The organism is Vibrio ruber DSM 16370 (assembly GCF_900163965.1).
Taxonomy (GTDB): Bacteria; Pseudomonadota; Gammaproteobacteria; order Enterobacterales; family Vibrionaceae; genus Vibrio; species Vibrio ruber.
In genome coordinates this window covers 1-26,295 of sequence record NZ_FULE01000055.1, presented here as the reverse complement: position 1 = coordinate 26,295, position 26,295 = coordinate 1, and the positions used below count along the sequence as shown (strand labels likewise).

General features: G+C 44.9%; 24 protein-coding genes, 2 tRNA genes and 2 pseudogenes. 16 read left to right on the top strand and 12 right to left on the bottom strand.

Going from position 1 to position 26,295, the window contains the following annotated elements:
* Positions 1–215: integrase core domain-containing protein (locus VR7878_RS18655; RefSeq protein WP_139344037.1), on the top strand; the 215-nt coding region annotated here is incomplete at its 5' end.
* Complete coding sequence (locus tag VR7878_RS18650; protein ID WP_077337516.1) at positions 199–750, top strand: hypothetical protein; 552 nt, start codon at positions 199–201, stop codon at positions 748–750. The genes VR7878_RS18655 and VR7878_RS18650, both read left to right, overlap by 17 nt.
* Before the next feature lie 3 nt (positions 751–753).
* On the opposite strand, the pseudogene VR7878_RS18645 reads toward VR7878_RS18650, so the two are convergent.
* From VR7878_RS18645 to VR7878_RS18640, 3 genes and pseudogenes are all read right to left on the bottom strand, one after another.
* A pseudogene (locus VR7878_RS18645) lies at positions 754–1,062 on the bottom strand (integrase core domain-containing protein); the annotation flags it as partial.
* A gap of 232 nt (positions 1,063–1,294) precedes the next feature.
* Entirely contained in the window at positions 1,295–1,468 is a 174-nt protein-coding gene (locus tag VR7878_RS21140; RefSeq protein WP_159440501.1) for a hypothetical protein, read from the bottom strand.
* Positions 1,469–1,709: 241 nt separating this feature from the next.
* A complete protein-coding gene (locus tag VR7878_RS18640; protein ID WP_139344152.1) occupies positions 1,710–1,904 on the bottom strand; it encodes a hypothetical protein in 195 nt (64 codons plus the stop codon).
* A gap of 78 nt (positions 1,905–1,982) precedes the next feature.
* Between VR7878_RS18640 and VR7878_RS18635 the strand changes: the two genes are divergently transcribed.
* From VR7878_RS18635 to VR7878_RS18625, 3 genes are all read left to right on the top strand, one after another.
* Positions 1,983–4,316 (top strand): glycoside hydrolase family 9 protein, encoded by a 2,334-nt coding sequence (locus tag VR7878_RS18635; protein ID WP_205409490.1) that lies wholly within the window; start codon positions 1,983–1,985, stop codon positions 4,314–4,316.
* Positions 4,317–4,722: 406 nt separating this feature from the next.
* Entirely contained in the window at positions 4,723–6,291 is a 1,569-nt protein-coding gene (locus tag VR7878_RS18630) for an ATP-binding cassette domain-containing protein (RefSeq protein WP_077337514.1), read from the top strand.
* Between the two features lie 196 nt (positions 6,292–6,487).
* Positions 6,488–6,889 (top strand): hypothetical protein, encoded by a 402-nt coding sequence (locus VR7878_RS18625; RefSeq protein WP_077337513.1) that lies wholly within the window; start codon positions 6,488–6,490, stop codon positions 6,887–6,889.
* Between the two features lie 118 nt (positions 6,890–7,007).
* Here the strand turns inward: VR7878_RS18625 and VR7878_RS18620 are convergent, their stop codons facing one another.
* Positions 7,008–7,949 (bottom strand): LysR substrate-binding domain-containing protein, encoded by a 942-nt coding sequence (locus VR7878_RS18620; protein WP_077337512.1) that lies wholly within the window; start codon positions 7,947–7,949, stop codon positions 7,008–7,010.
* A gap of 109 nt (positions 7,950–8,058) precedes the next feature.
* Here VR7878_RS18620 and VR7878_RS18615 point away from each other — a divergent pair, with 109 nt between their 5' ends.
* Together VR7878_RS18615 and VR7878_RS18610 are read left to right on the top strand one after the other, a co-directional pair.
* Complete coding sequence (locus VR7878_RS18615; RefSeq protein WP_077337511.1) at positions 8,059–8,955, top strand: DMT family transporter; 897 nt, start codon at positions 8,059–8,061, stop codon at positions 8,953–8,955.
* Positions 8,956–9,099: 144 nt separating this feature from the next.
* Positions 9,100–10,104 (top strand): Gfo/Idh/MocA family protein, encoded by a 1,005-nt coding sequence (locus tag VR7878_RS18610; RefSeq protein WP_077337519.1) that lies wholly within the window; start codon positions 9,100–9,102, stop codon positions 10,102–10,104.
* 133 nt (positions 10,105–10,237) lie between these two features.
* Here VR7878_RS18610 and VR7878_RS18605 read toward each other — a convergent pair whose 3' ends face one another.
* Complete coding sequence (locus tag VR7878_RS18605) at positions 10,238–10,477, bottom strand: RNA recognition motif domain-containing protein (protein ID WP_077337510.1); 240 nt, start codon at positions 10,475–10,477, stop codon at positions 10,238–10,240.
* Positions 10,478–11,024: 547 nt separating this feature from the next.
* Between VR7878_RS18605 and VR7878_RS18600 the strand changes: the two genes are divergently transcribed.
* The gene (locus tag VR7878_RS18600; RefSeq protein ID WP_077337509.1) at positions 11,025–12,467 is read left to right on the top strand and encodes an FAD-dependent oxidoreductase; all 1,443 of its coding nucleotides are present in this window, start codon (positions 11,025–11,027) and stop codon (positions 12,465–12,467) included.
* A 154-nt stretch (positions 12,468–12,621) separates the two neighbouring features.
* Positions 12,622–13,638, top strand: coding sequence for a UDP-glucose 4-epimerase GalE (galE, locus tag VR7878_RS18595; protein ID WP_077337508.1), 1,017 nt, complete (start codon positions 12,622–12,624; stop codon positions 13,636–13,638).
* A gap of 97 nt (positions 13,639–13,735) precedes the next feature.
* Here the strand turns inward: galE and VR7878_RS18590 are convergent, their stop codons facing one another.
* Together VR7878_RS18590 and VR7878_RS18585 are read right to left on the bottom strand one after the other, a co-directional pair.
* The gene (locus tag VR7878_RS18590; RefSeq protein WP_077337507.1) at positions 13,736–14,476 is read right to left on the bottom strand and encodes a TetR/AcrR family transcriptional regulator; all 741 of its coding nucleotides are present in this window, start codon (positions 14,474–14,476) and stop codon (positions 13,736–13,738) included.
* A 119-nt stretch (positions 14,477–14,595) separates the two neighbouring features.
* Positions 14,596–15,111, bottom strand: coding sequence for an NUDIX hydrolase (locus VR7878_RS18585; RefSeq protein ID WP_077337506.1), 516 nt, complete (start codon positions 15,109–15,111; stop codon positions 14,596–14,598).
* A gap of 318 nt (positions 15,112–15,429) precedes the next feature.
* Between VR7878_RS18585 and VR7878_RS18580 the strand changes: the two genes are divergently transcribed.
* Positions 15,430–17,097 carry an ATPase RavA domain-containing protein gene (locus VR7878_RS18580; RefSeq protein ID WP_077337505.1) on the top strand — a complete coding sequence of 556 codons (1,668 nt, stop codon included), beginning with the start codon at positions 15,430–15,432 and terminating at the stop codon, positions 17,095–17,097.
* Between the two features lie 9 nt (positions 17,098–17,106).
* Positions 17,107–18,564, top strand: a complete 1,458-nt coding sequence (gene viaA / locus VR7878_RS18575; protein WP_077337504.1) for an ATPase RavA stimulator ViaA — start codon at positions 17,107–17,109, stop codon at positions 18,562–18,564.
* Positions 18,565–18,626: 62 nt separating this feature from the next.
* Here viaA and VR7878_RS18570 read toward each other — a convergent pair whose 3' ends face one another.
* The 3 genes from VR7878_RS18570 to yghU all read right to left on the bottom strand — a co-directional run bounded on the left by VR7878_RS18570 (position 18,627) and on the right by yghU (position 21,496).
* Positions 18,627–19,391, bottom strand: coding sequence for a MipA/OmpV family protein (locus VR7878_RS18570; RefSeq protein ID WP_077337503.1), 765 nt, complete (start codon positions 19,389–19,391; stop codon positions 18,627–18,629).
* Between the two features lie 426 nt (positions 19,392–19,817).
* Positions 19,818–20,405, bottom strand: a complete 588-nt coding sequence (locus tag VR7878_RS18565) for an acetate uptake transporter (RefSeq protein ID WP_077337502.1) — start codon at positions 20,403–20,405, stop codon at positions 19,818–19,820.
* Between the two features lie 230 nt (positions 20,406–20,635).
* Positions 20,636–21,496 (bottom strand): glutathione-dependent disulfide-bond oxidoreductase, encoded by an 861-nt coding sequence (yghU, locus tag VR7878_RS18560; protein ID WP_077337501.1) that lies wholly within the window; start codon positions 21,494–21,496, stop codon positions 20,636–20,638.
* 379 nt (positions 21,497–21,875) lie between these two features.
* Here yghU and VR7878_RS18555 point away from each other — a divergent pair.
* Together VR7878_RS18555 and VR7878_RS18550 are read left to right on the top strand one after the other, a co-directional pair.
* Positions 21,876–21,962 (top strand) — tRNA-Leu (locus tag VR7878_RS18555).
* Between the two features lie 28 nt (positions 21,963–21,990).
* A tRNA-Cys gene (locus VR7878_RS18550) sits at positions 21,991–22,064 on the top strand.
* A 102-nt stretch (positions 22,065–22,166) separates the two neighbouring features.
* Here VR7878_RS18550 and VR7878_RS18545 read toward each other — a convergent pair.
* A complete protein-coding gene (locus tag VR7878_RS18545; RefSeq protein ID WP_077337518.1) occupies positions 22,167–22,955 on the bottom strand; it encodes a lipase family protein in 789 nt (262 codons plus the stop codon).
* Between the two features lie 270 nt (positions 22,956–23,225).
* Here VR7878_RS18545 and VR7878_RS18540 point away from each other — a divergent pair, with 270 nt between their 5' ends.
* Genes VR7878_RS18540 through VR7878_RS18530 form a run of 3 tightly spaced genes read left to right on the top strand, consistent with a single transcriptional unit; the run spans position 23,226 to position 26,016 of the window.
* Positions 23,226–24,596: a cobyrinic acid a,c-diamide synthase CobB gene (locus VR7878_RS18540; RefSeq protein ID WP_077337517.1), complete on the top strand. Its 1,371-nt coding sequence runs from the start codon at positions 23,226–23,228 to the stop codon at positions 24,594–24,596.
* A complete protein-coding gene (cbiB, locus tag VR7878_RS18535) occupies positions 24,593–25,555 on the top strand; it encodes an adenosylcobinamide-phosphate synthase CbiB (RefSeq protein WP_077337500.1) in 963 nt (320 codons plus the stop codon). Before VR7878_RS18540 ends, cbiB begins: the two co-directional genes overlap by 4 nt.
* Before the next feature lie 44 nt (positions 25,556–25,599).
* Positions 25,600–26,016: an NUDIX hydrolase gene (locus tag VR7878_RS18530; RefSeq protein WP_077337499.1), complete on the top strand. Its 417-nt coding sequence runs from the start codon at positions 25,600–25,602 to the stop codon at positions 26,014–26,016.
* A gap of 152 nt (positions 26,017–26,168) precedes the next feature.
* On the opposite strand, the pseudogene VR7878_RS18525 reads toward VR7878_RS18530, so the two are convergent.
* Positions 26,169–26,295 (bottom strand): annotated as a pseudogene (locus VR7878_RS18525) (IS200/IS605 family transposase); the annotation flags it as partial.

Genomic DNA, 26,295 nt, shown 5'->3' with positions numbered 1-26,295 from the left:
TTAACGGAAAGTTCCGCGATGAATGTTTAAACGAACATTGGTTTCGGGATCTGAGTCATGCTCGTGAACTCATCAGTAGCTGGCGTATGGATTACAATGAAAATCGTCCTCACTCAGCACTGGATTATCTGACTCCATCTGAGTTTGCAGCAACCACAAGAACAGTAACGAACAATGGTGATTTAATAAGCATTACTAATGAAATTTTGGATTAATTCTTGGGGGCAGGTCAGGAGCACTAAGGAAATACCTTACACTGAATGTAAGGTATTAGAAGATCACTATAACAATGTAATTCTTGGTCAATGGATTACTTCTAAGTCCATGTTTAGTGCTTTAATTGATGAAATAAATGCTATCCATAAATTAACAGAATCAATTTTTGGCGTTCCTTTATTTCGAAAAGAGCTTGATGGAGAGCATAGTCCCAAAAACTTCACGTTCTTCTTTTCTCCAACATCAAAGAACTATTATGACTTCATCAACTTATTAGATAAGTTTCTATCCGAAAATATCAATAAACCTTTCTTTGAAGGTACATTGGAGTTGGAGGAGCTAAAACCGATTGAGGGTGACATTTACGAACGTGTTCGTAAAGGAACCTTACGTCTACTTGAAGAGTGGATAGCATTATCCTTTAGGTTTCCCGATGATACTTACCCAAGTAAGATGTTAAAACCATTAAAAAAAGTCCGAAAAGAGCGACAAACACCAGCTCATAAAGTGGTGGACAATGAATACGACATGTAGTGGTCAACTAAAATTGGCCACGGTTTTAGAGTTTTTCCAATATAGTCGTTCAGACTCATTGGGTGTCAGCCCACCATTATATTGATGGGGCCTAAGTTGGCTGTAATAACCTGTGATGTAACGAGTTATATGCTGTCTTGCTTCGCTAAAACTCCTATAACCCGACACCGGTATCCATTCTGTCTTTAGACTTCTGAAGAACCGCTCCATCGGGCTATTGTCCCAACAATTACCTCGCCTAGATAAGCTTTGCTTGATTTGATAACGCCACAACAGTTGCCGATAAGAACGACTGGTGTAATTGTAACCCTCCCTGAAAAAATGGACGCTGGTAAATAGGGCTTTTCCGTTTACACAGAATCTTTTACAGTCTCTCCGGTGCAGAACTGGAACCTGACACTGTCTCAGCTTAGCATCCACTTTGAAGGCTGGCTCACTCCATATCTGGATTTATAAAAATGGGCGTGACACAAAATAATGAACAGTCTCGTCGGCTCCCAAATTTGACGCACATTTTGTTCCTCGATTTCAGAAACATCGGTACTCAGTGCGCCAGTTCATCTTTCAGAGATGAAAGACGAACCAGAAAATCTTTTGTTTTGGCTGAATCGCACGTTGTCCAGAACCAGCTTTTACGGGCGTCCTGCCCGGAAAAGCCTAACCATTCTCCCGGAATGGTTTTCTTGGTTGAGTGGCTGATTTGAGTGAAGTGAAACATTGAATCAACGAAGCTCAATTGATCGATGCTCTCAGGGTAAAATTCAGGGAAGAATTTTAAGCTATCCCTCAACAAAAAGGCCTAGCAGGAGCGAATAAAAGCGCCCCTGATTACGCGTGCTGAACTCAAAAAGATGCTTTTGGTTACTTTTGACATCTATCAAAAGTAACTGGGGCGCGTTCGAGGATGCTAATGAAATCGAAGAACTTGATTACGCACCAAACCGCAGAATCACCATTTCTCACCCCCAAACACCGGCATTACAAGTTTTACCTTCCCAGCCTCCGGCACCCAAATTTAACACCAATCCCAACTCTAAATCCTTATTGTTATTAGGGATAACTAATCCGTGAATATATTGAACCGTGTTCATAAAGATTAAAGATGAATCCTGAACGAGCGGAGCAAAATCAATCCATTGACTATGATTTAACATTGGTTCAAACACTAATAACGATCAATAAGCTGGCGAATTTATTTTTACAGTGACATTGATACACAACAAGAGGCTTAGATGAAAAATATTCAATCAACAGTATTGGCTGCGATTGTTTGCAGCCTGATTGGTGTGAATGGCAGTTATGCAGCGCAAAGTTCACAGCATCAGGACAAGGTACAAAATCAACAAAGTTCCATAGTCGATATTCTGATCAATGGTAATTTTCAGGGAGATACCGGTTGGTGGGCATCTGGTGGTACCTTTAACACTCAGGATCAAATGGGATGTATTACCTTCACTGATGGCGGAGAGAATCCGTGGGATGTGGTTTTAGGTCAGTCGAATCTAAAATTGCTAAAAGATGAAATATATACCCTCCGATTTAGTGCGATGGCCCAGAATGCCGCCAATTTAACCGCGGTGCTGCAGCACGATGGTGAACCTTACACCAACTATATGAATAAGCTGATCTCCTTAAATAACACGGTGCAATCATTTGAATTTGAGATTAAACCGTCAGCCAGAGATAAAAAAGCACAGTTGGCTTTTCAGGTCGGGGCTCAGCCGGGGAATACCGTGTGCCTGAGTGATATCTCCTTGTATGGTCCGAGTTACCAAGAAGAAGATCGGCGCTCCGCTGTCCGTCTCAATCAGGTGGGTTATCTGTTAAATGCAAAAAAACGGGCGACCATTCAGACCGATACTCAGACACCGTTGCCGTGGCAGTTGCTGGACGCTCAGGGAGAGGTGATTGCTGAAGGTCAGACCATTCCATTTGGTCTTAACAGTGCTTCAGGAGAGCAGGTGCAGATTGCTGATTTCAGTCAGGTACAGACACCGGAAGAGGATATCATTCTTGAGGTAAACGGCCAGAAAAGTCATCCGTTTGATATCGGCCATGATATTTACAAGACAATGAAATATGATGCGCTGTCTTTCTTCTATCAACAACGCAGCGGAATTGAAATTGAAAATGCCTACGTTCAGCGTGCTGATTTAGCCCGTCCGGCAGGCCATCCGCAGGAAATCGTGACCTGCTTTAATCAAACCGATGCGAAAGGGAATGACTGGCCCGGATGTAACTTTTCTCTGGATGTCACCGGTGGATGGTACGATGCCGGCGACCACGGTAAATACGTGGTGAATGGCGGGATTTCGGTCTGGACACTGATGAATTATTACGAGCGTGAAAAGCTCTATAAAACCAATCATACCAGTGCATTTGCTGACGGTATGGTTCAGATCCCCGAGCAGTCTAACCAGTATAATGATTTACTGGATGAAGCTAAGTGGATGATGGACTTTATGCTGGCCATGCAAGTCCCGGAACATAAAAAAGTCTCGGTGCCGGTGGGTGATCAGTCCGGTCATTTGTCTGCGTTAAAACTGACAGAAATCGATGCCGGTGGCATGGTTTTCCATAAAATAGCCGATGCAAAATGGACGGGCGTCCCTCTACCGCCTTATGAAGATCCCCAACCACGCTTCCTGAGCTACCCAAGCACTGCGGCAACATTGAATCTGGCCGCGACAGCTGCACAATGTGCCCGGATCTGGCGTCCTCTGGATGCAACGTATGCAGACAAATGTTTATCCGCTGCTGAAAGAGCATGGCAGGCGGCCAATGTTCACAACAATGTGTATGCCTATGATAACTTTGACGGCTCCGGCCCTTATGGCGATACCCATCTGGCGGATGAATTCTACTGGGCTGCTGCTGAGTTGTTTGTCACGACAGGTAAGGGGGAATACAAAACCGCGCTTGAGCAGTCTCCTTATTATTTGACTACACCGACGACCAGCGATGATCTGTCATGGGCAAATATGGGCAGCGCCGGCACGGTTTCGTTAGCACTCGTCCCGAATAGTCTCGATAAAAGCACGATTGAGAAGGCGCGTGCAAATCTTCTCAAAACAGCGGATATCTATGAAGCCAGTGTCAAGACACAAGGGTATCTGATTCCTTATCAGAGCGATCAATATCCATGGGGTTCAAACTCGAATCTGATGAACCGCAGTATCTTCCTCGGACTTGCTTTTGACTGGACGAAAACCCAGAAGTATTTACAGGCAATGTCTGATGCAATGGACTATATGTTAGGACGTAACCCGATGGATCATTCTTATATTTCAGGCTATGGCACTTATCCGCTGCAAAATCCTCATCATCGGTTCTGGGCGCATTCTGAAAATCCTGATCTCCCGATTGTTCCACCCGGCGTGATCTCAGGCGGTCCGAACTCTATGGATTTCAGTGATCCGGTTGCGGCGACGCTGAAAGGTAATTGTACCGGGCAAACCTGCTGGATCGATGATATCGGTGCATGGACGATGAATGAAGTGACAGTCAACTGGAACGCGCCTTTGTTCTGGGTGACTAGTTTCTTGGATGAACATGCATCTTGGTAGAAAAGGCACAACTAAACAAAAGGCTACCCGCAGGTAGCCTTTTATCGGTTCGAATCGATGATTTTACGTTGAGTAAAGTTTAAAGACAGCTCGCAATTTCAACCAAGATTTGCCTTTTCAGGCCGCTGTTCCTTGACGAAACGCGGCTGAATCCAGTATCTTTTCCCCATCACTTCTTGAGGAGATTACGCCAATATGAACAACTAAACCTGTCATCCATTACTCATTTTATTTTTGGATCTACAGGGTTAGTCGGCGTAGCTCACTTTCCGATATTTCTTTACAAATACATTTTGAATCTCTAATTGCTCGGATAACAGCGTGTATTTACCGGGTATTTGTATTGATGTCATCCTTTGTCACTGTCTAGCTACGGCTGATGTCCCTGTCATTACAGGAGGCAACTATGCCAGTATTACAGGCTTACAACATCAGTCATCAATTTGATAACGGTGAAAAGCTGTTTCAACAATTATCATGTTCCATGATTAAAAATCGTGTCGGCTTGGTTGGTCGCAATGGGGTGGGTAAATCGATACTCGCTTCAATTTTAAGTGGCGAACAACAGCCATCGAGTGGAACGGTGACGTTACCCAAGTCATTTTTAGTGTATCGCCAGCAACCGTCGGATTTGCTATCCGGTGAGCTTTCTATTGCGCAGTTCTTGGGCAAACACCATGTACTTGAAGCGTTAAAGCAGGTTGAAGCCGGCGATTGTTCAGAACATTGGTTTGATGTGATTGGGGATCAGTGGGATTTACTCATACAACTCATTCAGCAACTTGAAGTGCTAGGATTGCCACCAGATGCCGACTTTCCCTGCGCCCGTTTGAGTGGGGGACAATTAGCGCGACTAAAGCTTTGGCAGATGTTTGCCAGTGACGTTGAGCTGCTGATTCTCGATGAACCGTCTAACCATCTTGATGTTCAGGCCAAGCAATGGTTGTTGGCATCGATGCGAGCGTTCAACGGTGCGATTTTACTCATTAGTCATGATCGGGTACTGCTGCGTGACATGGAAGAAATTTGGGAGCTGTCCGGGCTTGGATTACAAGTATTTGGTGGTAACTACGATGTTTACGCTGAACAGAAGCGTACCGAGTTGCAAGCGGTCGACCGACAACTTGCAAGCGTTGATAAGCAGAGAAAAAAGCTGGCAGTACAAGCTCAGCGCAATCGAGAAAAAGCAGAGCAAAGAGCGGCGCAAGGGAACAAATTACGTCAGGCCGGTAGCCACGGGAAAATCTTGCTCGATGCGAAAAAAGATAAAGCCACCGCAAGTAGTTCAAGTCGCAGTAAAAACGAGCAACTTCGTCAGGCTCACCTCCAAAATAAAACACAGTTATTAAAGGCGAGAAAAGAGCAACTGAAAGGGCAAAAGCTCTATCTTGAAGATAGCCAAAGCCACGCAGGTAAGGTGGTTTCGATGCTTGACGGTGTATTGTCGTTTGGCCGGACTCAGCCCATCTCATTCCAAGTCTGTGCCAATGAAAAGATTCATCTGACAGGTAACAATGGCAGTGGGAAATCAACGTTGTTGAAAACGTTATTCGGCGAGGTTGCTCTTCAACAAGGGGAACTGCGATTGAACACGCCATTGTATTATCTTGATCAGCATTTTGGGACGGTTCAACCCAAGTTATCGATACTGGATAATTTGATGCAACAGTGTGGTGGGCTCAAAGCAAGCGATGCCAGAACATTGCTGGCCGGGATTGGGTTTCGTCGTGACAGTGTTTTTCGTCTGGGTTATACGCTGAGTGGCGGCGAGAAAATGAAGTTAGCGATGTTGATCATCAGCCATCAACCTGAACAACCTTTGTTATTACTTGATGAGCCCGATAATTACCTCGATCTCGAATCAAAAGTCATTTTGGCACAAGCTTTGTGCAACTATCGTGGCGGTTTCATTCTGGTTAGTCATGATCATGATTTTGCCCGTGAATCAGGCGTGCAGCGAGATATTTCTTTGTAATGTTGTCACAGAAGGCTTTGGTCGGTGAATGAGGCCAAAAGCCTTTTGTTTGTTATCAAATGAAAGGGCTCGCTCTCTGACAGGTACTGAGCTGTTTTAGTGACAGAGACTTCAGTGTTGTGATATGACTGTCAATGAATTCTCGTTTGAGGGGAATCAGCGTTATTCGTGAACTGAATCAGGACAGGATTATGCTATGAATATAGTCAAAGTATTCTATCAACATCGCGAAGGCGGAACCGAGCTTATTGATCATGAAAGAACGTTGAAATCTCATTGTGAAGCTTGCGAAATAATTGATAACTATCCTTGGGCTCAGGAGTTGGCGCTATTTGAGACGCTTGGTGAAGGCGGTGGTTTCTTTTTTCTTCTTGGCGATGCTGAGGGGCAATATGCGAGCTACCAATTTACTCCGGTAGAAACTGATCGTGGGTTTTTGGATTTGGATGTGGTTTATCAACGCGGTGTGATGCGGATATTTGGTCGCAAATCGGTGTTGGTTGATTTTGAGTTGGTTTCGATTGCAGAGGCGAAGCATCATATTAAAGAACTGTTTGAATACTCGGTCGATGGTTTATATAACAAATATAAAAAATAACCTCTCCCCTAAATTGATGTGTGATATCGCGATACTAGACTAGCAACTGGGGGATGAATCCCGCAGCATCGTTAGCTCATCCAGTCTTAGTAACAGATTGAGGGTTATACTTCCTCCCTCAGTCATCTGGCTGCAGCTCCGCAGCTTCATTGATTAACCATCGTTTAACCTCCGCAATGCCCGGTTCATTTCGCCTTGAATACTTATAGGCAAAGTAAAACTCGTCACCGGTTTCGATATGATGAGTGGGGAGGCGGATCAGGTCATCCTTGGTTCTATCCTCATTAAACATATAGTCATTGATTAAACCGATACCAAGCGAATATTTGGCAGCTTCATAAGCGAGCAGTAAGTGACTGAATTTATGCAGTTGCAGGTCGTCGGGCAGGGGATTGCCTGTTTCGGCAAACCATCTGCGCCAGTCTTCGGTATATACGTTGTAGATACCAAACGAGGTCACTAGAGGAAAGTCGCCCAGTCTTTCGGGATGTGTCTTCAGCAAGTCGGCTATATCTTTGTCTGAGCGGAGATTGAGCGTGTTTTTCATCGACTCATAAAATGCGGGACTGCAAACGGGAAAGAGCCGCTCTCTGTAGATGTGCTTAAAATCAAAGCCGCGTTTGTCACGGTCAGTGGTAATGAAACAATCCGCTGTTTTGTCAGAAAGTTCTAGTGAGTCGTGCGCCATGGTAATGCTGATGTCCAGATTGGGATGCAGCCTCATCAGATCTGGCAGACGTGGCATTAACCAACAAACGGCAAAAGAGCTGTATACCGCGATTCTGACTTTGGTTTCACTCTCCCCTCTTATCAGGTTGCTCGCGTGGGCAATCTGTGACAAAGAGCTGCTAATCGCATCCCGATAATGTTTTCCCTCTGACGTCAGGCTGAGATAGCGTCCTTGGCGGTGGAAGAGGCTTTCTCCTAAGTGATTTTCTAAGGCGCGGATCTGATGAGACACTGCGCTTTGGCTTAGGTTGAGTTCCTGCGCGGCGAGTGAAAAGCTGTTTAATCTGGCAACGGCTTCAAAGACGGGTAATGCCTTCAGTGGTGGTAGCATGTTTATTATCCAAAAAACTAATACTAGGTCAGGATATATCATTTTATGATTAGGGAAGTCGAGACTAGACTGCAATTCTTGATACATTCGATTGGTGTGAGGAGGAGCGATGTCTGGAAAAACGGTTGGTAGTGCTATTTTGATTCTTGTGATCGGTAACCTTTTCGCGATCCTTTGTGATGTATTTATCAAGATGGCGGGCAGTAGTGTCGCTGTGTATCAGTTTACCTTTATGCGTCTGTTGATGAGTTGTCTTGTTGTACTGCCGCTGGCCTATAAGTATATTGATTTTAAAGGGGATATTGGTCTTAAGCTGCATGTGTTAAGGGGCAATCTTTGGGTGTTGGCAAGTATCCTACTGGTATTCTCTTTGACACAGCTTCCGCTGGCTACGGCGAATACAGTGTTTTATATCGCGCCGATTCTGATTGTTCTGTTTGCAGGGATTTTCTTTAAGGAGAAAATTACGGCTGGTATTGTGATTGCTGCGGTATCTGGTTTTGTGGGAGTGTTGATTATTTTGCGCCCTTCACAAGTCAGCTGGGGCATGATCAGTGCCGTGTCATTCGCTGTGGTACTGGCGACCAATAGTTTGCTGATCCGCAAGTTACCGAAGGAGCAAAATCTGTTCTTCGGGCTGTTGATTACTCACGTATCGGCCTTGCCATTAACGGCTTGTTTGGCTTTGTGGGAAAATGAACCTTGGAATTTTGATGGTTTATTATACGCTGGCGGATCTGCGGTGTGCTCAGTTTTTTATAGTTTGGCATGCTTACAGGGTTACCGACATGTGGCATCCAGCCAAGTGAGTAGTGCCGAGTATTCAGGGTTGTTATTTGCAGCGATACTGGGTTGGGTTATCTTCAATGAGCCGGTCGATCTGTTTCTCGTGATTGGTGCCTTATTTATTATTGTGCCGTTGGCATATTTGAGTCATCAGGATCGGCGCAAGCGCAAAGCTGAAGAGTGTTTGTCGGTGGTGCGGTCTCAATTGGATGCAGGCTAATTGTGTGGTTTTATTTCTCCATCCATTTCGTCTGTCTTTGACCCGCTGAGTTAAACTCTGGCTCAGAGACAAATGGTTATACTTGATACCTGAGTTGCCGTAATAGTATTGTTGTTCAAATATTTAACGTGATTAGGGATGTCGATGATGAATAAGAAGGTTCGTTGGGGAATCGCCGGGCTAGGTGAAATCGCGCATCGTTTTGTGAAAGATTTGACGCAACATGTTCCAAACGGAGAGTTATACGCTGTCGCGGCAAGAAATCAGTTGCGGGCTGACGCATTTGCTAATGAATTTAAGTGCCAGAGAAGTTATGGTTCATATCAGGCACTGGCACAAGACTCGAACGTTGATGTGGTCTACATTGCAACCCTGCATCCTTTCCACAGAAGCATGGTGGAACTGTTTCTGAAACACGGCAAGCATGTTTTGGTTGAAAAGCCAGCTTTTACTAATGTTGATGACTGGGATGCAATGTCCTCGCTGGCCAACGAAAAAGGCTTACTGTTAGTTGAAGCAATGAAATCAGTTGCTTTCCCGGCTTATCAGTCACTGCGGCAGTTTATTCTGGATAACCAGATCAAAATCAATTCAGTTGAAGCGGCTTTTGGTAATTGGCACGACTTTGATAGTCAATTGAGAATATTCAATCCTGATTTATGCGGCGGTGCAACACTGGATGTCGGAGTGTATGCTTTATGGTTATATGTCGATTTATGCCATCTCATGCAACGCCCGGTGTGTAAACCGTCAGTAAAATATATCACAGATAATGCTCATTCTGAGGTCGATGAAACGGTTGAATTTATGTTTGATGGTGAGGTCAAGGGTAGAATCGGGGCTTCGATTACGCGTGATCTAAAGCGCGAAGCAATCATAAAAGGGTCTGAGTTGGAAATCGTGATTCATGATAAGTGGTGGAACCCCCAAAACATCGACCTTTTCTATCAAGGTAAAAACCATAGAATAACCTCACCTGCGAGAGGGGGTGGATTTGAATACGAGATTGAGCATGTCTCTTCACTTATCCTTAATCATGAATACCAATCTGATGTGATACCTGCTGAGACAAGCCGAAAGGTTATTGCAATGATGGAAAGCAGTTTAGTTGAAAACGGCTTTGCGCATTTAGTACATTCAATCGGGTAAATGAGGCAAGTGTTGTGTCACGGGGGACGATAATGGCTCTGGCACTCTAATCTGGTTTATCAACTTATCAACAGGTGAAGGGAAGGCCGGTCAGAAAAGCCAGCCGTGTAATGAACGGCTGGCTTCTAGGGTGTCAGTTTTGTGCGCGTTTAACCCTGATGGTGCTTTTCGCGAAGCTTGAAAGGTTTAGTTTTTGGATTGCAGCTTTTGCTTCATCGTCGTCGGGCATTTCAACAAACGCGAAGCCTTTTGATAATCCTGTTTCCTGGTCTAAAACCAAGTTGCACACAGTGACTGTGCCATGAGTTGAAAAAAGAACACGAATGTCATGTTCAGTCGTTGTACGCGCTAGATTGCGAACTAAAAGTTTCATATTTTTTTGCCTAATGTAAGTTGCGGCATAAGTGTCTCAGTTATAGAGAAGTAAGCCAAGGTAAAATTAGTCATGAGTCGCAATAGAAAAATAAGCATGAGCAAAATCGGCAATCATAAACAATCAGGTTGTAAGCTTTGTGGTATCTCTTTAGCTAATCAGGGCGAAATATGGAGCTATCAGCGGGTTGGATAAGGCAGCGTGTGATTTATAAACGGACACCTTCCCGTTTTCTCCTCAATGAGGGGTTGCATGTTCAGTTGTCGGAGCAGTTATCCACAAAAACAGTGGATAAAGTTTGGGATAAGTGGACAAGCATGAGTGATAATTTGAGAAATCACATGTGTACATTCAATATGTTACCGTCAGTTTTGATGTGTTCAAAACACGAAATTCGAGATAGATAGAGTTCTCGTCAAGTGTTTTTTTTGAAAAAATTATTCTTGCAGATGAATGAATGATTCAAGGAAAACCCTATCAAAAATGTGATTTAAATTAAGTTTTTGTGCATATACAATGTGGACACGTCAGACAAGATAGAGTAGTGATGCAGAATAATTCATCGAATCGCCAAAAACCCCGGATTGCGATTATTGGTGGTGGCGTTGCAGGAGCGACGGCTGCAGTTCATTTAGGTGAACAGGGCTTAGACGTTGTTCTGATGGAACGTGGCCCGAGCCTGGTTAATGGCCCGCCAATCTGTCATCTTCATGCCGGTGGAAACCTATATCGAGAGATCTCTCAACAACAGTGCCTGGATTTATTAAGACAGTCGGTTGATACGATTCGGCTATATCGACATACCGTGAATAAACGTCCGACCGTGATCGCGACACCAATCACTGATCCCGAACATCCACAAGCATTATTACCCCGGTTAGAAGCGGTAAAGCAGGCTTATCAGGCGATGGTTCAGCAGGATGCCTGTAATGCAGTTCTGGGGGCTCCGGACGAATATTATCAACTCTATGAGCGGGCAGATTTAGAGCGACTCAGATTGAGCTCTCAGCCGCAAGAACCTGCTTGTATGGATGACTGGCTGATTCCTTTTGCCAAGCATGTTGATTTGGATCTGATTCAGTATCCCGTCATTGCGGTGCAAGAATATGGGTGGAGTGTTTTCCGTCTTGCTGCAACCGCGATGTTAACCCTTCAACAGTTACCTCACTGTCAGCTATTAACGAACAGTACGTTGGTTGATGCGCAAATGCGTGACGGACAGTGGCATTTGACTTATCACGATGAGGATTCACAACCCCATACACTGGTTGTGGATTATTTAGTCAATGCTTGTGGATATGAGACGGGTAAACTAGATGACCTGACCAAGAACCCTCAGTATCGGATGGCTGAATTTAAGGCCGCATATATCGCGAAATGGCCGGGAGAAGATAGCCTCTGGCCCGAAGTGATTTTTCATGGTCAGCGCGGGACACCACAGGGAATGGCTCAGCTTACGCCATATGCTGATGGTGTGTTTCAGTTGCATGGGATGACCAAAGCCATCACTTTGTTTGATGATGGCTTAACGAGAAGTCCGCTCCATTCATCGCAGCCGATTCTGCCAGACGTGTTGCAGATGAAACTCACCAACGGTTGGCCGGATGCTGTGGTTGAAGCCCGAACGCGTCATGCGATTGCACATATCGGCAAGTTTATGCCTGACTACTGTCGCGCTTACCCTGATGGCAAGCCACTGTTTGGTGCTCAGCAGATCCCGGGGGAAGATGAGACGTTGCGCGCTGCCGATGTGTCATTCAGTGGCCACAATTATGCCCGGATCGAAATTGTAAAGGGATCATCGGCTTTAGAGGCAGCGAGAAAGCTGATAGCACACTGGCAGTTGGCCGATCATTCGACTTTAGCGTCGATTGAACAGCAGCATCCGATTAGTCTTTCACATGCAGCGGACAGAGTTGAGCAGTTTGCAATTGAGCTAGCTCAGGCGCGGGGGTATCCCGTTGAACTGGCTAAAATTATTGGGTGTTAATATGAGCCCTGAGTCTTCATAGGTCTGAATCATTCGCTGAGTAATTCTTATAATCCGGACAGATGTCGCAGGAATTTCAAGCTAGAATGACTTTACGATTACATTGGTGTAGTAACATACAGTTATGTATATGTCATATGGGAGAGGCTAGGCAATGAATGTATTGATTACCGGCGGTATGGGCTATATCGGCAGCCATACTTGTATTCAGATGATTGAAGCAGGCATGAAGCCTGTGATTTTAGACAATCTCTACAATAGCAAACCAGCCGTTTTGGAACGTATTGAAAAGATAGCGGGTTACCGGCCTGTGTTTATCCGCGGTGATGTTCGTGACCGTAGTTTATTGATTGAAGTGATGAATGAGCATCAGATTGAGGCCGTGATCCACTTCGCGGGTTTAAAAGCGGTGGGCGAATCGGTTCAGAAGCCACTGGAATATTATGAAAATAATGTCAGTGGCACTTTGGTGCTGGTTGATGCGATGCGGATCGCGAATGTCAAAACGTTAATTTTCAGCTCATCAGCTACGGTTTACGGTGATCCGGCTTCTGTGCCTATCGTCGAAAGTTTTCCGACACAGGTGACCAACCCATATGGCAGAAGTAAATTGATGGTGGAGGAATGTCTCACTGATTTCCAACACGCGAATCCGGACTGGAGTATTACTTTACTGCGTTATTTTAATCCGGTGGGATCACATCCTTCGGGTGAAATTGGTGAAGATCCGCAGGGGATTCCAAACAACCTGATGCCGTTTGTCGCGCAAGTAGCGGTGGGACGTCGTGAGTGTCTTTCTATTTTTGGTAATGATTATCCGACCAAAGATGGTACCGGCGTTCGGGACTATATTCATGTGATGGATCTCGCGGACGGACATATTGCAGCTTTGCAAAAAGTTGGGACGAAAAGCGGATTACATGTATACAACCTCGGTACCGGGATCGGCTACAGTGTACTGGATATGGTTCATGCGTTTGAAAAGGCATGTGGTCAGACGATTGCCTATCAATTGGTTGAACGTCGTCCGGGAGATATTGCCGAGTGTTGGGCTGATCCTGCCAAAGCAATGCAAGAATTAGGGTGGCGTGCCACTCGTTCGTTAGATGATATGGTTCAGGATAGTTGGCGCTGGCAGTCAAATAATCCGGACGGTTATCCGGATATGTAATCTTCCCCCCCGATTTTGGAAGTCAGTCATCCACATTTGAAAAAACCGATTCATGTTTGAAAGCAAACAAACCGGTGAAATGGATGACTGATGGCCTTTAACTCACATTCACTCGGGTTGTAAGGTATGGTTCGTCTGGATGAGCCAGCTGAATAATCAGCTCATCAAGTTGTTGCGGCTGTAACCGGGATGAGGCCGGTATCATCAATTTTTTCGCCATAATTTCATCGCACATCTGCCAGTGTTTCAACAGACACTCGTTTTCGCTCTCACATTCCTGTGACCAAGTTTCATTCAGGAATGGACCCAGAGAAGCAGCACCGTGAGCAAACATGATCATTTGCCATTTGATTTCCCAAATTTTAATGGCGTGTTCCGGAAAACGCTGGTTGTAATCTTCAGCCAGATGAAAAATCAGCTTCTCCACTTCACCGGATTGATCAATAAAATAATCGAATCGTTTGCCTTTCTGACGAACGACATCCGCCATCAACTGGATCGGTTGTTTGTTAGCCAGCGTAAAGGCCAGCATACGAACAATAAATTGATACAGGAGTTCGTTGACCGGCATATCTTTCGGTAAATGCATCAGTATGGTTTGACAATAGTGAGTAATGTATTGGTGCATATTGTCGCTAATGCAATACCAGATTTGTTCTTTACTGCCAAAATGGTGGCGAATCAGGCTATGTGAGATACCGACTTTTTCGCTGATGGTGCGTAACGAAACTTGCGTATAACCAAACTCACAAAATAGCTCAGTGGCAATGCGTAAAATTTGTTGACGCGTCTGTTCGGCATCGTGAGCGCTGCGACGCCCTTGTCTTTTTATGGTCATTTTTGATGTTTTGGTGTCGTGGGAATCCAGTGTTGAGCGTTTCCCAATTGTATCCAAGTTTTGAACTCGCTGTTTTGATGGTATTCCGATTTATCCACGGGACAACTGATAAGTTGCTATTATATATACCCACAAAGCTTGGCTTTACTCAAACAAGCGATTGTTTTGGTATCGGTAATTTCGCCGTCGATAATCTTTTTTTCCAGTGCTGGAATAGATAGACAGAAGGTATCAATCACTTCATCATCATCACGTTGATAATCTTGTGTGACAGAGAGGTCTTTGGCGACAAACAGATGCTGAATCTCATCACAGAAACCGGCAAGCGGAGTCAACTGCCCTAAAGCAACCCATTCGCTGGCAAGATAACCGGTTTCTTCAGCGAGTTCTCGTTGCGCACATGCCAAAGGTGTTTCTGAATCTTCGCGGGTTCCGGCAGGTAATTCGAGCAGCCATTTTCGAATGGACGGACGAAACTGTCGCAACATGACAATCTCACCTTGTTGATTAACAGGCAGGATCACCGCTGCGCCCGGATGAATGATCGTGGTATGGAGGATTGGACGATGGGTTGGTAGCATGACTTCTTCTTCAACCAAAGAAATCTGTTTCCACTGATGTATCGTTTTACGCATACAGTCCTTTGACTTATCCGGCCTGTTATCGTCCGGAAGTGTGATAGAGTATTCTTGGCAAACGATACCTCTATGGCACTCAAAAATAAAGGTTTTTTGTTTGAACCCATTACTCTAGCATTAATGATACAAAACTCATATTTGGAAACATAGGTTTCAACCAATCGCACGAATTGTGGATCTGATATAAAAACAGAAGTATAAATTAAATTTTTTGTAACATTCAATTAACAACAAGATAAACTTATAATAGACTGAAGCGGTATAAAAAATTACAACAAGCGCTTTCATATTTTGTGAATCTAGTGAGTCATTTTCATGGTAAGTTCAATTCCTGCAAGTCATTCGCAGAAGGCATTGCTGTCAGAAAGAATTAACAAGTTAGCCGGTGCACTGGCTGACGGTGTTTATGAACGGGAACACGCGATTAAGATTTGTCTGCTTGCTGCTCTTGCCGGTGAGAGCGTGTTTCTGTTGGGGCCTCCCGGAATCGCAAAAAGTTTAATTGCGAAACGTCTGATTCAAGCCTTCGAGAACAGTTCCTATTTCGAATATCTGATGACGCGTTTTTCAACGCCTGAAGAAGTGTTCGGCCCATTGAGTATTCAAGAGTTGAAAGATAATGGGCGTTATCTTCGGCTAACCCAAGGTTATCTGCCGACGGCTCAGGTCGTGTTCTTAGATGAAATCTGGAAAGCAGGCCCCGCTATTTTGAATACATTGTTGACGGTCGTGAATGAAAAAACGTTTAACAATGGTAGTGAAGTCGAGCGGGTTCCTATGCGTCTGTTGGTTTCTGCATCGAATGAGCTACCGGATAAAGACAGTGGTCTGGAGGCATTATTCGACCGAATTTTGGTGCGAATTTTTGTGAATCGTATCCAGAATAAACAAAACTTTAAGTCGATGCTGACGGTTGGTACATCGCAAGAAGCCCATATTCCGGAGGGGCTGGCAATTACCGATCAGGAGTATCATGAGTGGCAACAGGCTTTAGATAAATTAACGTTGAGTAATGATGTGTTTGAAAAACTCTATCAGCTCAAATCAATGCTGGATACCGCCGCGGAAAACAGTACGTTGACGGCATCCGATGAAATGTATGTTTCTGATCGGCGTTGGAAAAAAGCAGTCAAACTGCTCAAAGCCAGTGCATTCTTTAATGGCCGTGACAGCATCAATCCACTCGATCTGTTTCTGTTGCAGGACTGTTTGTGGAATAGTCCTGACTCTCTTGCGATTGTAAAGGATGTCATTCGTGAGTTTGCCTTGAAATATGCGTTTGATCAGCAAGATGTCGAGCATCAAATCGATATCTGCCAAGAAGCACTAACGGATATTCAGCAGGAACTGGAAGGAAAATATGCCATGCCGCTGGGGGTCGAGAAAACCGCCGGGCTGATTAAGAAACAGGTCTATAGCTATGATCTGACACATGCGAAGACCTATCAATCCGGTAACCGCAAAGACCTCCTCAAAATCGTGTTGCTCCAAAGTCATACAACTGTCACCGATGCGGAAAATACTGATAAATATTGTCATTGGGTTTATGTACCAAAAGCTGATTTTGATAAGGTGATTCGCGAAGGGGGCGGTGAGCTGTTCGGTTATGTGAACCAAAATACCACGCTGTGCTCTTTTCAGTTTGGTGTTGACTCGGATGATTTATTAATCATCAAAGATATTGCCAATCGTTCGGTGCTGGTTTCTGTTGTGACGACACAACACCAAAACCAGCCTCGGCTATTTCAGGCATGGCAAACACGGATTGAACAGATTCATCATCAATTAGAGCAAACTGCATCTCATTTACGTCAGTCGTCGCGGCAGTTTCATGATGCGTTGCCCCATCATTTTATCGACCCTGAACTTCCCGTAGCGATGGAAAGTTCATTACAGCAATTACAACAACAGTTGGAGAACTCAATAACTGCGTGCGAAGAAGCCGCTCAGCAGATGAATCATTTCAGTCAGTATTTCATGTAGGAGATTGTTATGTTAGGCGTTGACGGACTAAATCTCGCGATGATGATTGCCGATTCGGGGTTAATTGATACTGCAGTAAATGAACTGATGGACAACATTCAACTGTTGATTGCCGCTGAAAACCGGGGAGTGAATACTTCGGTACAAAATCATTTGCTCAAGTGGCGTGGGCAGGTGAAGAAAAAAATGACCAATGTTTGCGAAACGGAGCGATTTCAACAGGAGCTGGCTTTATATCAGGAAGTGATTCACTGGGACGAAAACACTTTTTTCCGGAAAATTCCTGAAGTATTGCAACAGCTAGAATGGCACTCTGCATTTTATACAACCGCCCGTCAGTTATGTGAGCAGAAGAAAAACTTCAGTAATCCGATGTTTCCGCGCTACTTCTGTGATCAATGGTATAACAGTTTGTCCAATGCGCTCAAACAGGCGCAGGTGATGGAGCTGGAAGCCAATAAAGAGAAGGTATTGGACGACTTATATCAGCGGATTGAGACATTGCGGTCAATGGATCAAGTCACGGATACTGATGATGTGCAAAGTATCCACCGACTGTGGAATATGGCGAGTGCCAAGCTGGGCAAAGTTGATCTGGCTGTGATGAAAAAACATGCTGAGTTTCTTAAAAAACATAAGGAGATTCAACAGATTGCGGAAAGCCTTGGGCGCATGGCCAGCGAGGTGGATGATCCTGACCTGCAACGGGCAAGTATCGAAACACTACAGTTGGTTGAAGAACAGTCTGATCAGGCAACTGACGATATTGTCGGTGTTCATCAGAGTGATGATTTGAATAAAATTCTCCCGAATGAGATGCTGTTTCTGGCGCATCCCGAGCTGGAAGTCATTTTTTATAAGCATTTGATTGATAAACGGTTATTGAATTATCGAATGCAGGGGAAATCACGCACATTATCAAAAGTAACCACATCAAAACCAGCCAATGCTCAGGTGGATATTGAAAAAGGGCCTTTTGTGGTTTGTATTGATGCGTCCGGTTCGATGAACGGATTTCCCGAACAGTGTGCCAAAGCGGTAGCCTATGCTTTGATGCAGATAGCTCTGGCGGATAACAGGGACTGTTATGTGGTGATTTTTTCAACACAGATCATTACCTATCAGTTAACCAAGCAAGATGGATTGAGAGAAGTGTGTGATTTTCTGAGCTATACCTTTAAAGGCGGAACCGATCTGGAACTGGCATTATCGGATGCAATTAAAACCATGCATAGCGATCGATATAAGAATGCTGATTTGGTGGTGATCTCTGATTTTATGGCACCGAAACCTTCTCAGGAATTAAATGATGCGATCAATACATTAAAAGCACAACATAACCGTTTTCATGCGATTAGTCTTTCCCGGTATGGGAATCCGCAGTTAATGGAAATATTTGACTATAGCTGGCGTTATTATCCCGGTATTATCGGCCGTTTGATAAAAAGTCGTTCGTCTGTCAAATAATTTATTCAGAAATGAACAGAGAGCCATTTGGCTCTCTGTTTTCGTTATTTGGTGCGACCAAATTAAAATTGGTAAGAAACACCAGCGGTGGTTTGAATCGTGTGGCTGGAATCAACCATCGGACTATCTTGGATTTCGTCAGGTAATACTTGATAACGGCTGGAAACAAATGCACCTAAAGTATCAGAGACACTATATCTGAATGTAATGCCCAAATAAGGTGTGATTGCACTGCCGGGATTGTAGGCGGTTAATCCACTACGTGCTGATTCGCTTGAACTGACACCATAATAATGCTGATTCAGGTCACTATTGGTATATTTGATACCCGCTTCAGGAATTACCATCAACTGCTGTGTAAAAGGAATGGGGTAGTTATAGTGTGCAGAAGCTATCATGCCACCATCGGTCTCATCAAGAATATCGACAGCAAGCGAAGACGTGATATTCCCGAGCGGTGAGCGAAATGTATAAGAAATTGCTCCCATGGCTGTGCTGTCTCTTTGATCCAATAATTTCATCTGGCTGTTGTTCGCATCATCCGGATCAAACTCCTGAGCGTAATAAGACACAGAGGCTTGTAATACGTTGTATTCATCCTGATACAAATAGGCACCGGCTGAAAGGCCATGAATAAAGAAAACTTGATTATCGTAATTAACGAGCGGAAACGGGCGGGCACTTTCATCGTAGTCTTTATAAACTGACGTAGAATATGAAGCACCGAGACCGAGTGAAAGACCATTTTCTGCTGCATACCCCGGGAAAGCGATTAGACATGACGCCGGGATAAGGCATAAAACCTTTTTTAAATATAAGTTTGACATTAAAGCTCCTGATCACCTAACAAAGTTGTTTTTATTATTTACCCTATGTATATAAAGTGTAATTTCTTGCTTTACAGACAAGTTGAGTAAAGAGATTTACATTTATAAAGCACGCCTATCGAGAGTACCACAGTCTGCATGACGGTTCAAAAGCATGTTCTTGGTAAAATTTTATCTCAGAAACCCAGTGATACTTGTGACATTTTGTGACACGAAATATTTAGTGCTGTTTATTTATATTGAGATGGACTATTCGCGGTTCAGATAGTTGATTTTTGTCGCTCAGTTGTCTGATTATAAATATAAAGCGTGTTATATAAATAAAAGTCACATAAATAAAATCAGCCTGTTTCAACAGGCTGATTTTGATAATGATTGTCTGACCGTTGTTCAGTGGGAAAGGACAGCGTTAGTTTAAACAACGATTTAAGCAACGGCGGGTTGAACGTTGGTTTTGCGTTTATCGCCCACAGGCAAAATAACGCGACCATATTCATGGTTCAGCATTTGCGCCATAGCAAAGTAGATGGCACTTGCACCACAGAAAATACCTTCAAAACCGGCAATGACCCCAATGGTTTCATTACCGGTGAAATCGCGAATTGCCAACAAGGCAAACAGAATAGTCAGAGAACCGAACACCACTTGTTTGGCGATTGGATAGCACAAAGAACCAATAAACATAAATCCGGTGAAAACGCCCCACAATGCGAGGTAGCATCCCATAAAATGAGCCGGACTGGCTGGCAGACCCATCTTCGGCATCACAATCAGGCCGACTAAGGTTAACCAGAACAAGCCATAGGATGTAAAAGCGGTGGTACCGAATGTGTCACCGCGTTTAAAACACATGATACCGACAATGACCTGACTGAGACCGCCATAAAATATCCCCATGGCCAGAATCATTGAATCCAGAGGGAAAAACCCTGCATTGTGAATATTGAGCAATACAGTGGTCATACCAAAACCCATTAAGCCTAGAGGGGCTGGGTTGGCTAATTTCATTGACATGAATACTTACCTTTGCAAATAGATGAGGAATAAACTGCCGATGTTGGTTCCCGACAGCATCAAACGACGCGGATTCTAATACCTCGTCGGAGAAAAGCAATCTATATTTGTCAGGCTATCAATAGATACAGAAAATGGTTTGAGCGAAAGTCAGAGCTGGCTGGCCGACTGGATATTTTACGGTTTTCTTAAAAAAAAGCGCACCCTTGTAAGTGCGCTTTATTGGGAGGTTATGGTTTGAGTTTTAGCGCTTGATCAATATCTGCTGCGCTATGTCTTTCCGCCACTTGTTCCCATATTTCACCCATCGTTCGGTTGACAATACGACCACGTTGAACTGCTTCACGTGCTTCAATCTGTTGAGCCCAACGAACCACATGCTCGTAGGTATGCACCTGTAAAAACTCAGCAGCGTCGTATGCCCGGCCTAACACAAGGTTGCCATACCAAGGCCAAATGGCCATATCCGCAATGGTATATTCTTCACCGGCGACGTAAGTATTTTTGGCAAGTTGCTTATCTAACACATCTAACTGACGTTTCACTTCCATCGCGAAACGGTTAATCGGATATTCTTGTTTTTCATCGGCATACGCATAGAAATGACCAAAGCCACCCCCTAAGAAGGGTGCAGAGCCTTGTGCCCAGAATAACCAGTTTAATGTTTGTGTTCTTGCCGGGCCACTGGCCGGTAAAAAATGGCCAAATTTTTCAGCAAGATGAACCAGAATCGAAGCGGATTCAAACACGTTCACAGGTTCAGTGCCGGAGTTATCAACCAACGCTGGAATTTTTGAGTTTGGGTTGACGGCAACGAATCCTGATGAAAATTGATCAGAATCGCCGATATTAATAAGATGAGCATCGTATTCAGCGTCTTTTATTCCCAGCGCTAAAAGCTCCTCAAACAAGATCGTTACTTTTTGGCCGTTTGGCGTTCCTAGTGAGTAGAGTTGAAATGGGTGCTCGCCGACGGGCAGATCTCTCTCAAATCTTGCCCCTGCCTCCGGGCGATTAATATTCGCCCATTGATTGCCTGAACTGGGTTCATTTTTCCAGACTTTTGGCGGTACATATTGTTTGTCGCTCATTTAAATTTCCCCTTCTCTTTTTGCTTTTTGGGTAAGCCGGGTGGCTGAACGTTAACGATAAAACATGATAATCCGTTGCATATCGAAGGGGAATCAGTTTATCAACAATCCGATAGATTCAAAAATCATGTGACATGACATAAAAATATGAAGAGAAAGTTGCCCTGATGCTTGACGGTTGAATGAGACGCCATCGACAGCTGAGACGTGGCTGGTTTTTATCCTGATTGTATGTTGTCTATACCGATACGCATGTTTATTAGCCATTTGATTGATAATAAGGAAATTTTTGTTGACCTTGATTTTTAATCCGATAAAGTATGCCTCGTTCTCACGGTTCATGCCGATGAGAGGTGGTGTTACCATCGCTTTTAGCGTTGCCCTGGTGGTGGAATTGGTAGACACAAGGGATTTAAAATCCCTCGGCGTTCGCGCTGTGCCGGTTCAAGTCCGGCCCGGGGCACCATCTACAATGATTGAGAACGAAATAATTTGGCGCGTTGGCAGAGTGGCTATGCAGCGGATTGCAAATCCGTGGACCTCGGTTCGACTCCGGGACGCGCCTCCATATCCCGGTAAAAAGACGCTTTCTAAGCGTCTTTTTTACATCTCCACTTTTTCAATCCCTACTATCGATTAATTTGGTCAGTCTTTTTCGTGACTCCATTTTTCAGCGTTCATCAAAGAAGTCTTTATTGCGGATGTACTTACTCATCAAATGATAAGAAAACGGACGAATCACCCAACTGAGCAGCGAACGGCCGAGCCGGATCAAGGTCGGCGTATTTTCATAAATACGCCCGTTATAGAGCCAGAGTAGTTTACCGACATGCCAGTAGATAAACGGGAGTGGCGGTAAAAAGGTCACAATATCGATGTCGCAACAGATACGATAGGTTTTATGATTTAAGGAATATTGTCTGTAGAAGTGCCAGTTACCGACGGCCGGCTGACCAAAAGTGACCACACGTTTAATGCTTTTCGGTACCCTGCGTTCCAGATAGTCAGCGACGACACATGCCATGGCACCCCCGGATGAATGCCCGGTCAGCACGACGCGTTTCCCTTGCTCGATCAACGGTAACAGAATGGTTTCCAGCCTTTCCAGTACATTGATACCGAGTTTATCTTCATTACGAACCGGCTGGCTTTCCTGTAGTAAAAGATAATACAAGCCTGCATGAATATGATAAGGCAGTCCGAGCGGCCGGCAGTCTCTCAGCCATAACGCCAGATTCAGTACCCAGTCACTCACTGAATGAGAGCCTTTGAACACGACGACGACTTCGTCTTTTTTACGGCTCCACAGCACCCGAATGATGGTTTTACCATGCCGATCCCGGATGATTCGTTGCCCGTTGGGATCGAAACCATAGCGGGTATGCCGAAATATTCGAGGATAGGTGAGTTTACAGAGTACGGCATAATGTTCGTACTGATATCGTTTAAGTGGTTTCAAGCCGGTGGCGGATGTCTTGTCGTCTGATCTTAGCATTATCGGTGATCAATATGAAAATTTGATGAAGCCATCGATGCAATGCTGATGACTGCTCTAATGTTCGACTAGGTTTACATTTTTATCCTGGTTGAAATGAGGAAGTTCGAGCCGATTCATAGATGATGAGGTTTTTTGTAGACAAAGTAGGCCAAATCGATAACTTTGTGGTGCTCAGAGCCGGGCTCATCTGCTATGGTACTGTTTTTCATTAAAAATCAAATTGAAACCGACATGAATGCATTCTTAATTGGTGGTACGAGTAGTGGCAGTGGTAAGACGACCCTCACATTAGGTTTACTGCGGGCACTTCGACGCAGAGGTTTATCTGTTCAGCCGTTCAAAGTCGGTCCGGACTATATTGATACTGCGTGGCATTCGCGAGTTTCTGGCACGATATCCAGAAATCTGGATGAGTTTATGTTACCGCAGGCGGTGCTATTGAATACATTTTACCAACATGTGACTCAGGTTGATGTTGCCGTCATCGAAGGTGTGATGGGGTTATATGACGGCTATGGTACTGACCCGGATTATTGCAGTAGTGCCGGGATGGCAAAACAATTGGGGTGTCCGGTGATTCTGGTGATTGATGGTAAAGCTGTCTCTACATCGGCAGCAGCAACCGTGCTGGGATTTAAGCAGTTTGATCCGGCTTTGAATATCGCCGGGGTTATTCTCAATCAGGTCAATTCGGACGGCCACTTCGATTTACTGAAAACCGCAATTGAACGTTATACAGATATCCCCGTGCTCGGACGTTTACCCAACCTCAAAGCAATCGAACTACCTTCCCGTCATCTCGGATTAGTCACCGCGCATGAACAAGCTGCTTATGATGATGCCTGGGATCAACTGGCAGAGCAGATTGAACAGCACCTCGATCTGGATTTATTGCTTCAGGTTTCAGTGTTGCCGCCGGTACCGGTGACGGATGATACATTGACTGCGGCATTAAAAGGGCAGGGAAACGGGCTGACACTGGCAATGGCTTATGATGAAGCCTTTAATTTCTATTATCAGGATAATCTCGATCTTTTGGCCGCGAGCGGGGTGCGAATTGTTCGCTTCAGCCCGTTGCAGGATCAGGCGGTGCCGGATGCAGATTTGATCTATATTGGCGGCGGTTTCCCGGAATTGTATGCCGAACAATTGTCAGCGAATCAAGCGATGTTGAATGGCTTGAAGCGCGCTCATGAACAAGGTGTGGCGATTTACGCCGAATGTGGCGGGTTGATGTATTTGGGGGAAAGTCTGATTGATCAGGCCGGGCAGCAGTATCCGATGTGTGGCATTTTTCAGGGATATAGTACGATGACGACTTCGCTGAAGCGATTCGGCTATTGTCAGGCTTCTGCGGATCAAGATGTGTTGATTGCCACACAAGGGGCGGTCATTCGGGGGCATGAATTCCATTACTCCGAGTTCACGACCGAACTTACCCCGGTTTTTACCTGCACCAAAGAGCGGGATGGCCAGATTTTGCAGCACTGGCAAGGCGGTTATCAAGTTAACAATACCTTTGCGAGTTACCTCCATGTGCACTTTGGTCAGAATCCTGATTTACTGCTCAACTGGTTCCGACGGGGCAGAACTTGCCGATGAGTCTGTTGATTTATTGTAGTGCTTTTATCCTTGACTTGATTCTCGGTGACCCACCGCATTGGCCGCATCCGATTCGATGGATCGGCACAGCGATTTCCCGGCTGGAACAGTTGATTCGTCGTTTGAGTCAGCATGAACGGGCGCTTTACGCTGGCGGAGCCGTACTGTGGATCGTGATTGTCACGTTAAGCTGGGGTGTGACTTGGCTGGTGCTTCAGGCTACGGAGACGATTCATCCTTGGGTTGGGGTTGCTGTGACGGTGTGGTTGGCTTACACCACATTAGCTGGCCGATGTTTGGCGGATTGTGCCAACTTGGTGTATCGGGCGCAGGAGCAAGGTGATATTGAAGAGAGCCGTCGGCAGTTGTCTTATATTGTGGGACGGGATACCCGCAGTCTGGAGCATCCCCAGATTTCTCGTGCCGTGGTTGAAACAGTGGCAGAAAATACCGTTGACGGCATGATTGCACCGATGTTTTATCTGTTTCTCGGTGGTGTGCCATTGGCGATGGCGTATAAAGCAGTGAATACACTCGATTCTATGGTCGGTTATCACAACCCAAAATACCGGGCATTGGGTTATGTCTCGGCCAAAATGGACGACTTGGCGAATTGGTTACCTGCACGTTTGAGCTGGCTGCTGTTTGCTTTGGCGGCTTTGCTATTGCGTTACGATGCGCGAGGGGCTCTCACAATTGGCTGGCGGGATCGTTATCAACATAAAAGTCCCAATTGTGCGTGGTCGGAAGCGGCCGTTGCCGGAGCACTGGGGATACAACTTGGTGGCGCGAATGATTATTTTGGCCAACGGGTGGAAAAGCCTTGGATTGGTGATGATAAGCGTCTGATTGAGCGAGATGATATCCAGCGCACGATTCGGCTGATGTATTTGGTATCGATATTAGCACTGTGGGTTTACATCGGTGTATGCTGGATGATAGGAATCGGTCAATCCTGATGTAATGGCTGTGTCGGAGGGCATCCCCCCGGAGGAGAAAGAAGATGATAAAAGTACATGAATGTGTGTCTTTTTTATTGGTTGATGATGCGCAAGTTCTGCTGGAAAAGCGTGCGAAAGATAAAACGTGTGATCCTGATATCGTCGCCATCCCCAGTGGGCATATTGAAGTCGGCGAATCGCAAAAAGAAGCACTGCTCCGTGAAATTCAGGAAGAGCTTGGTGTGACCCCAAAAAGTTATCACTACCTGTGTTCGCTCTATCACCCGACAACTGAGCTGCAACTATTGCATTATTATGTCGTCAGTTATTGGGAAGGAAGTATTTCGTCTTTCGAAGCTGCTGAGGTATTTTGGTGTAATTTATCTGAAGCTCATGTGGATACATTAGCTGACAAAGTCGCCTTGTCTGAATACCATCGTTTAAAAGGGAGCCCGGTATTACCGTCTCTCATGGCGTGAAAAAGTGAGCTGTTGTGAGAGACGGAAAGCCTGATGCTCTGATGCAAAAAAAGTATCCACCGGCATAGCCGGTGGTTTTTCATATGCGCCTATAAGGCTCTCCTACTAGCAGCGCCCTAGCAGGCGCGTAGTGATCTGACATTTGCATATGACTAGTTCCTGCGGCCCGTAAACGGGCTACCTGAATACGGGATCGACAATTGCTCTCCCATTTTATCCTGCTCTAGTTGCTGCTTGATGTAATTTTGTATCTTGCTCGTATTTTTACCTACCGTATCT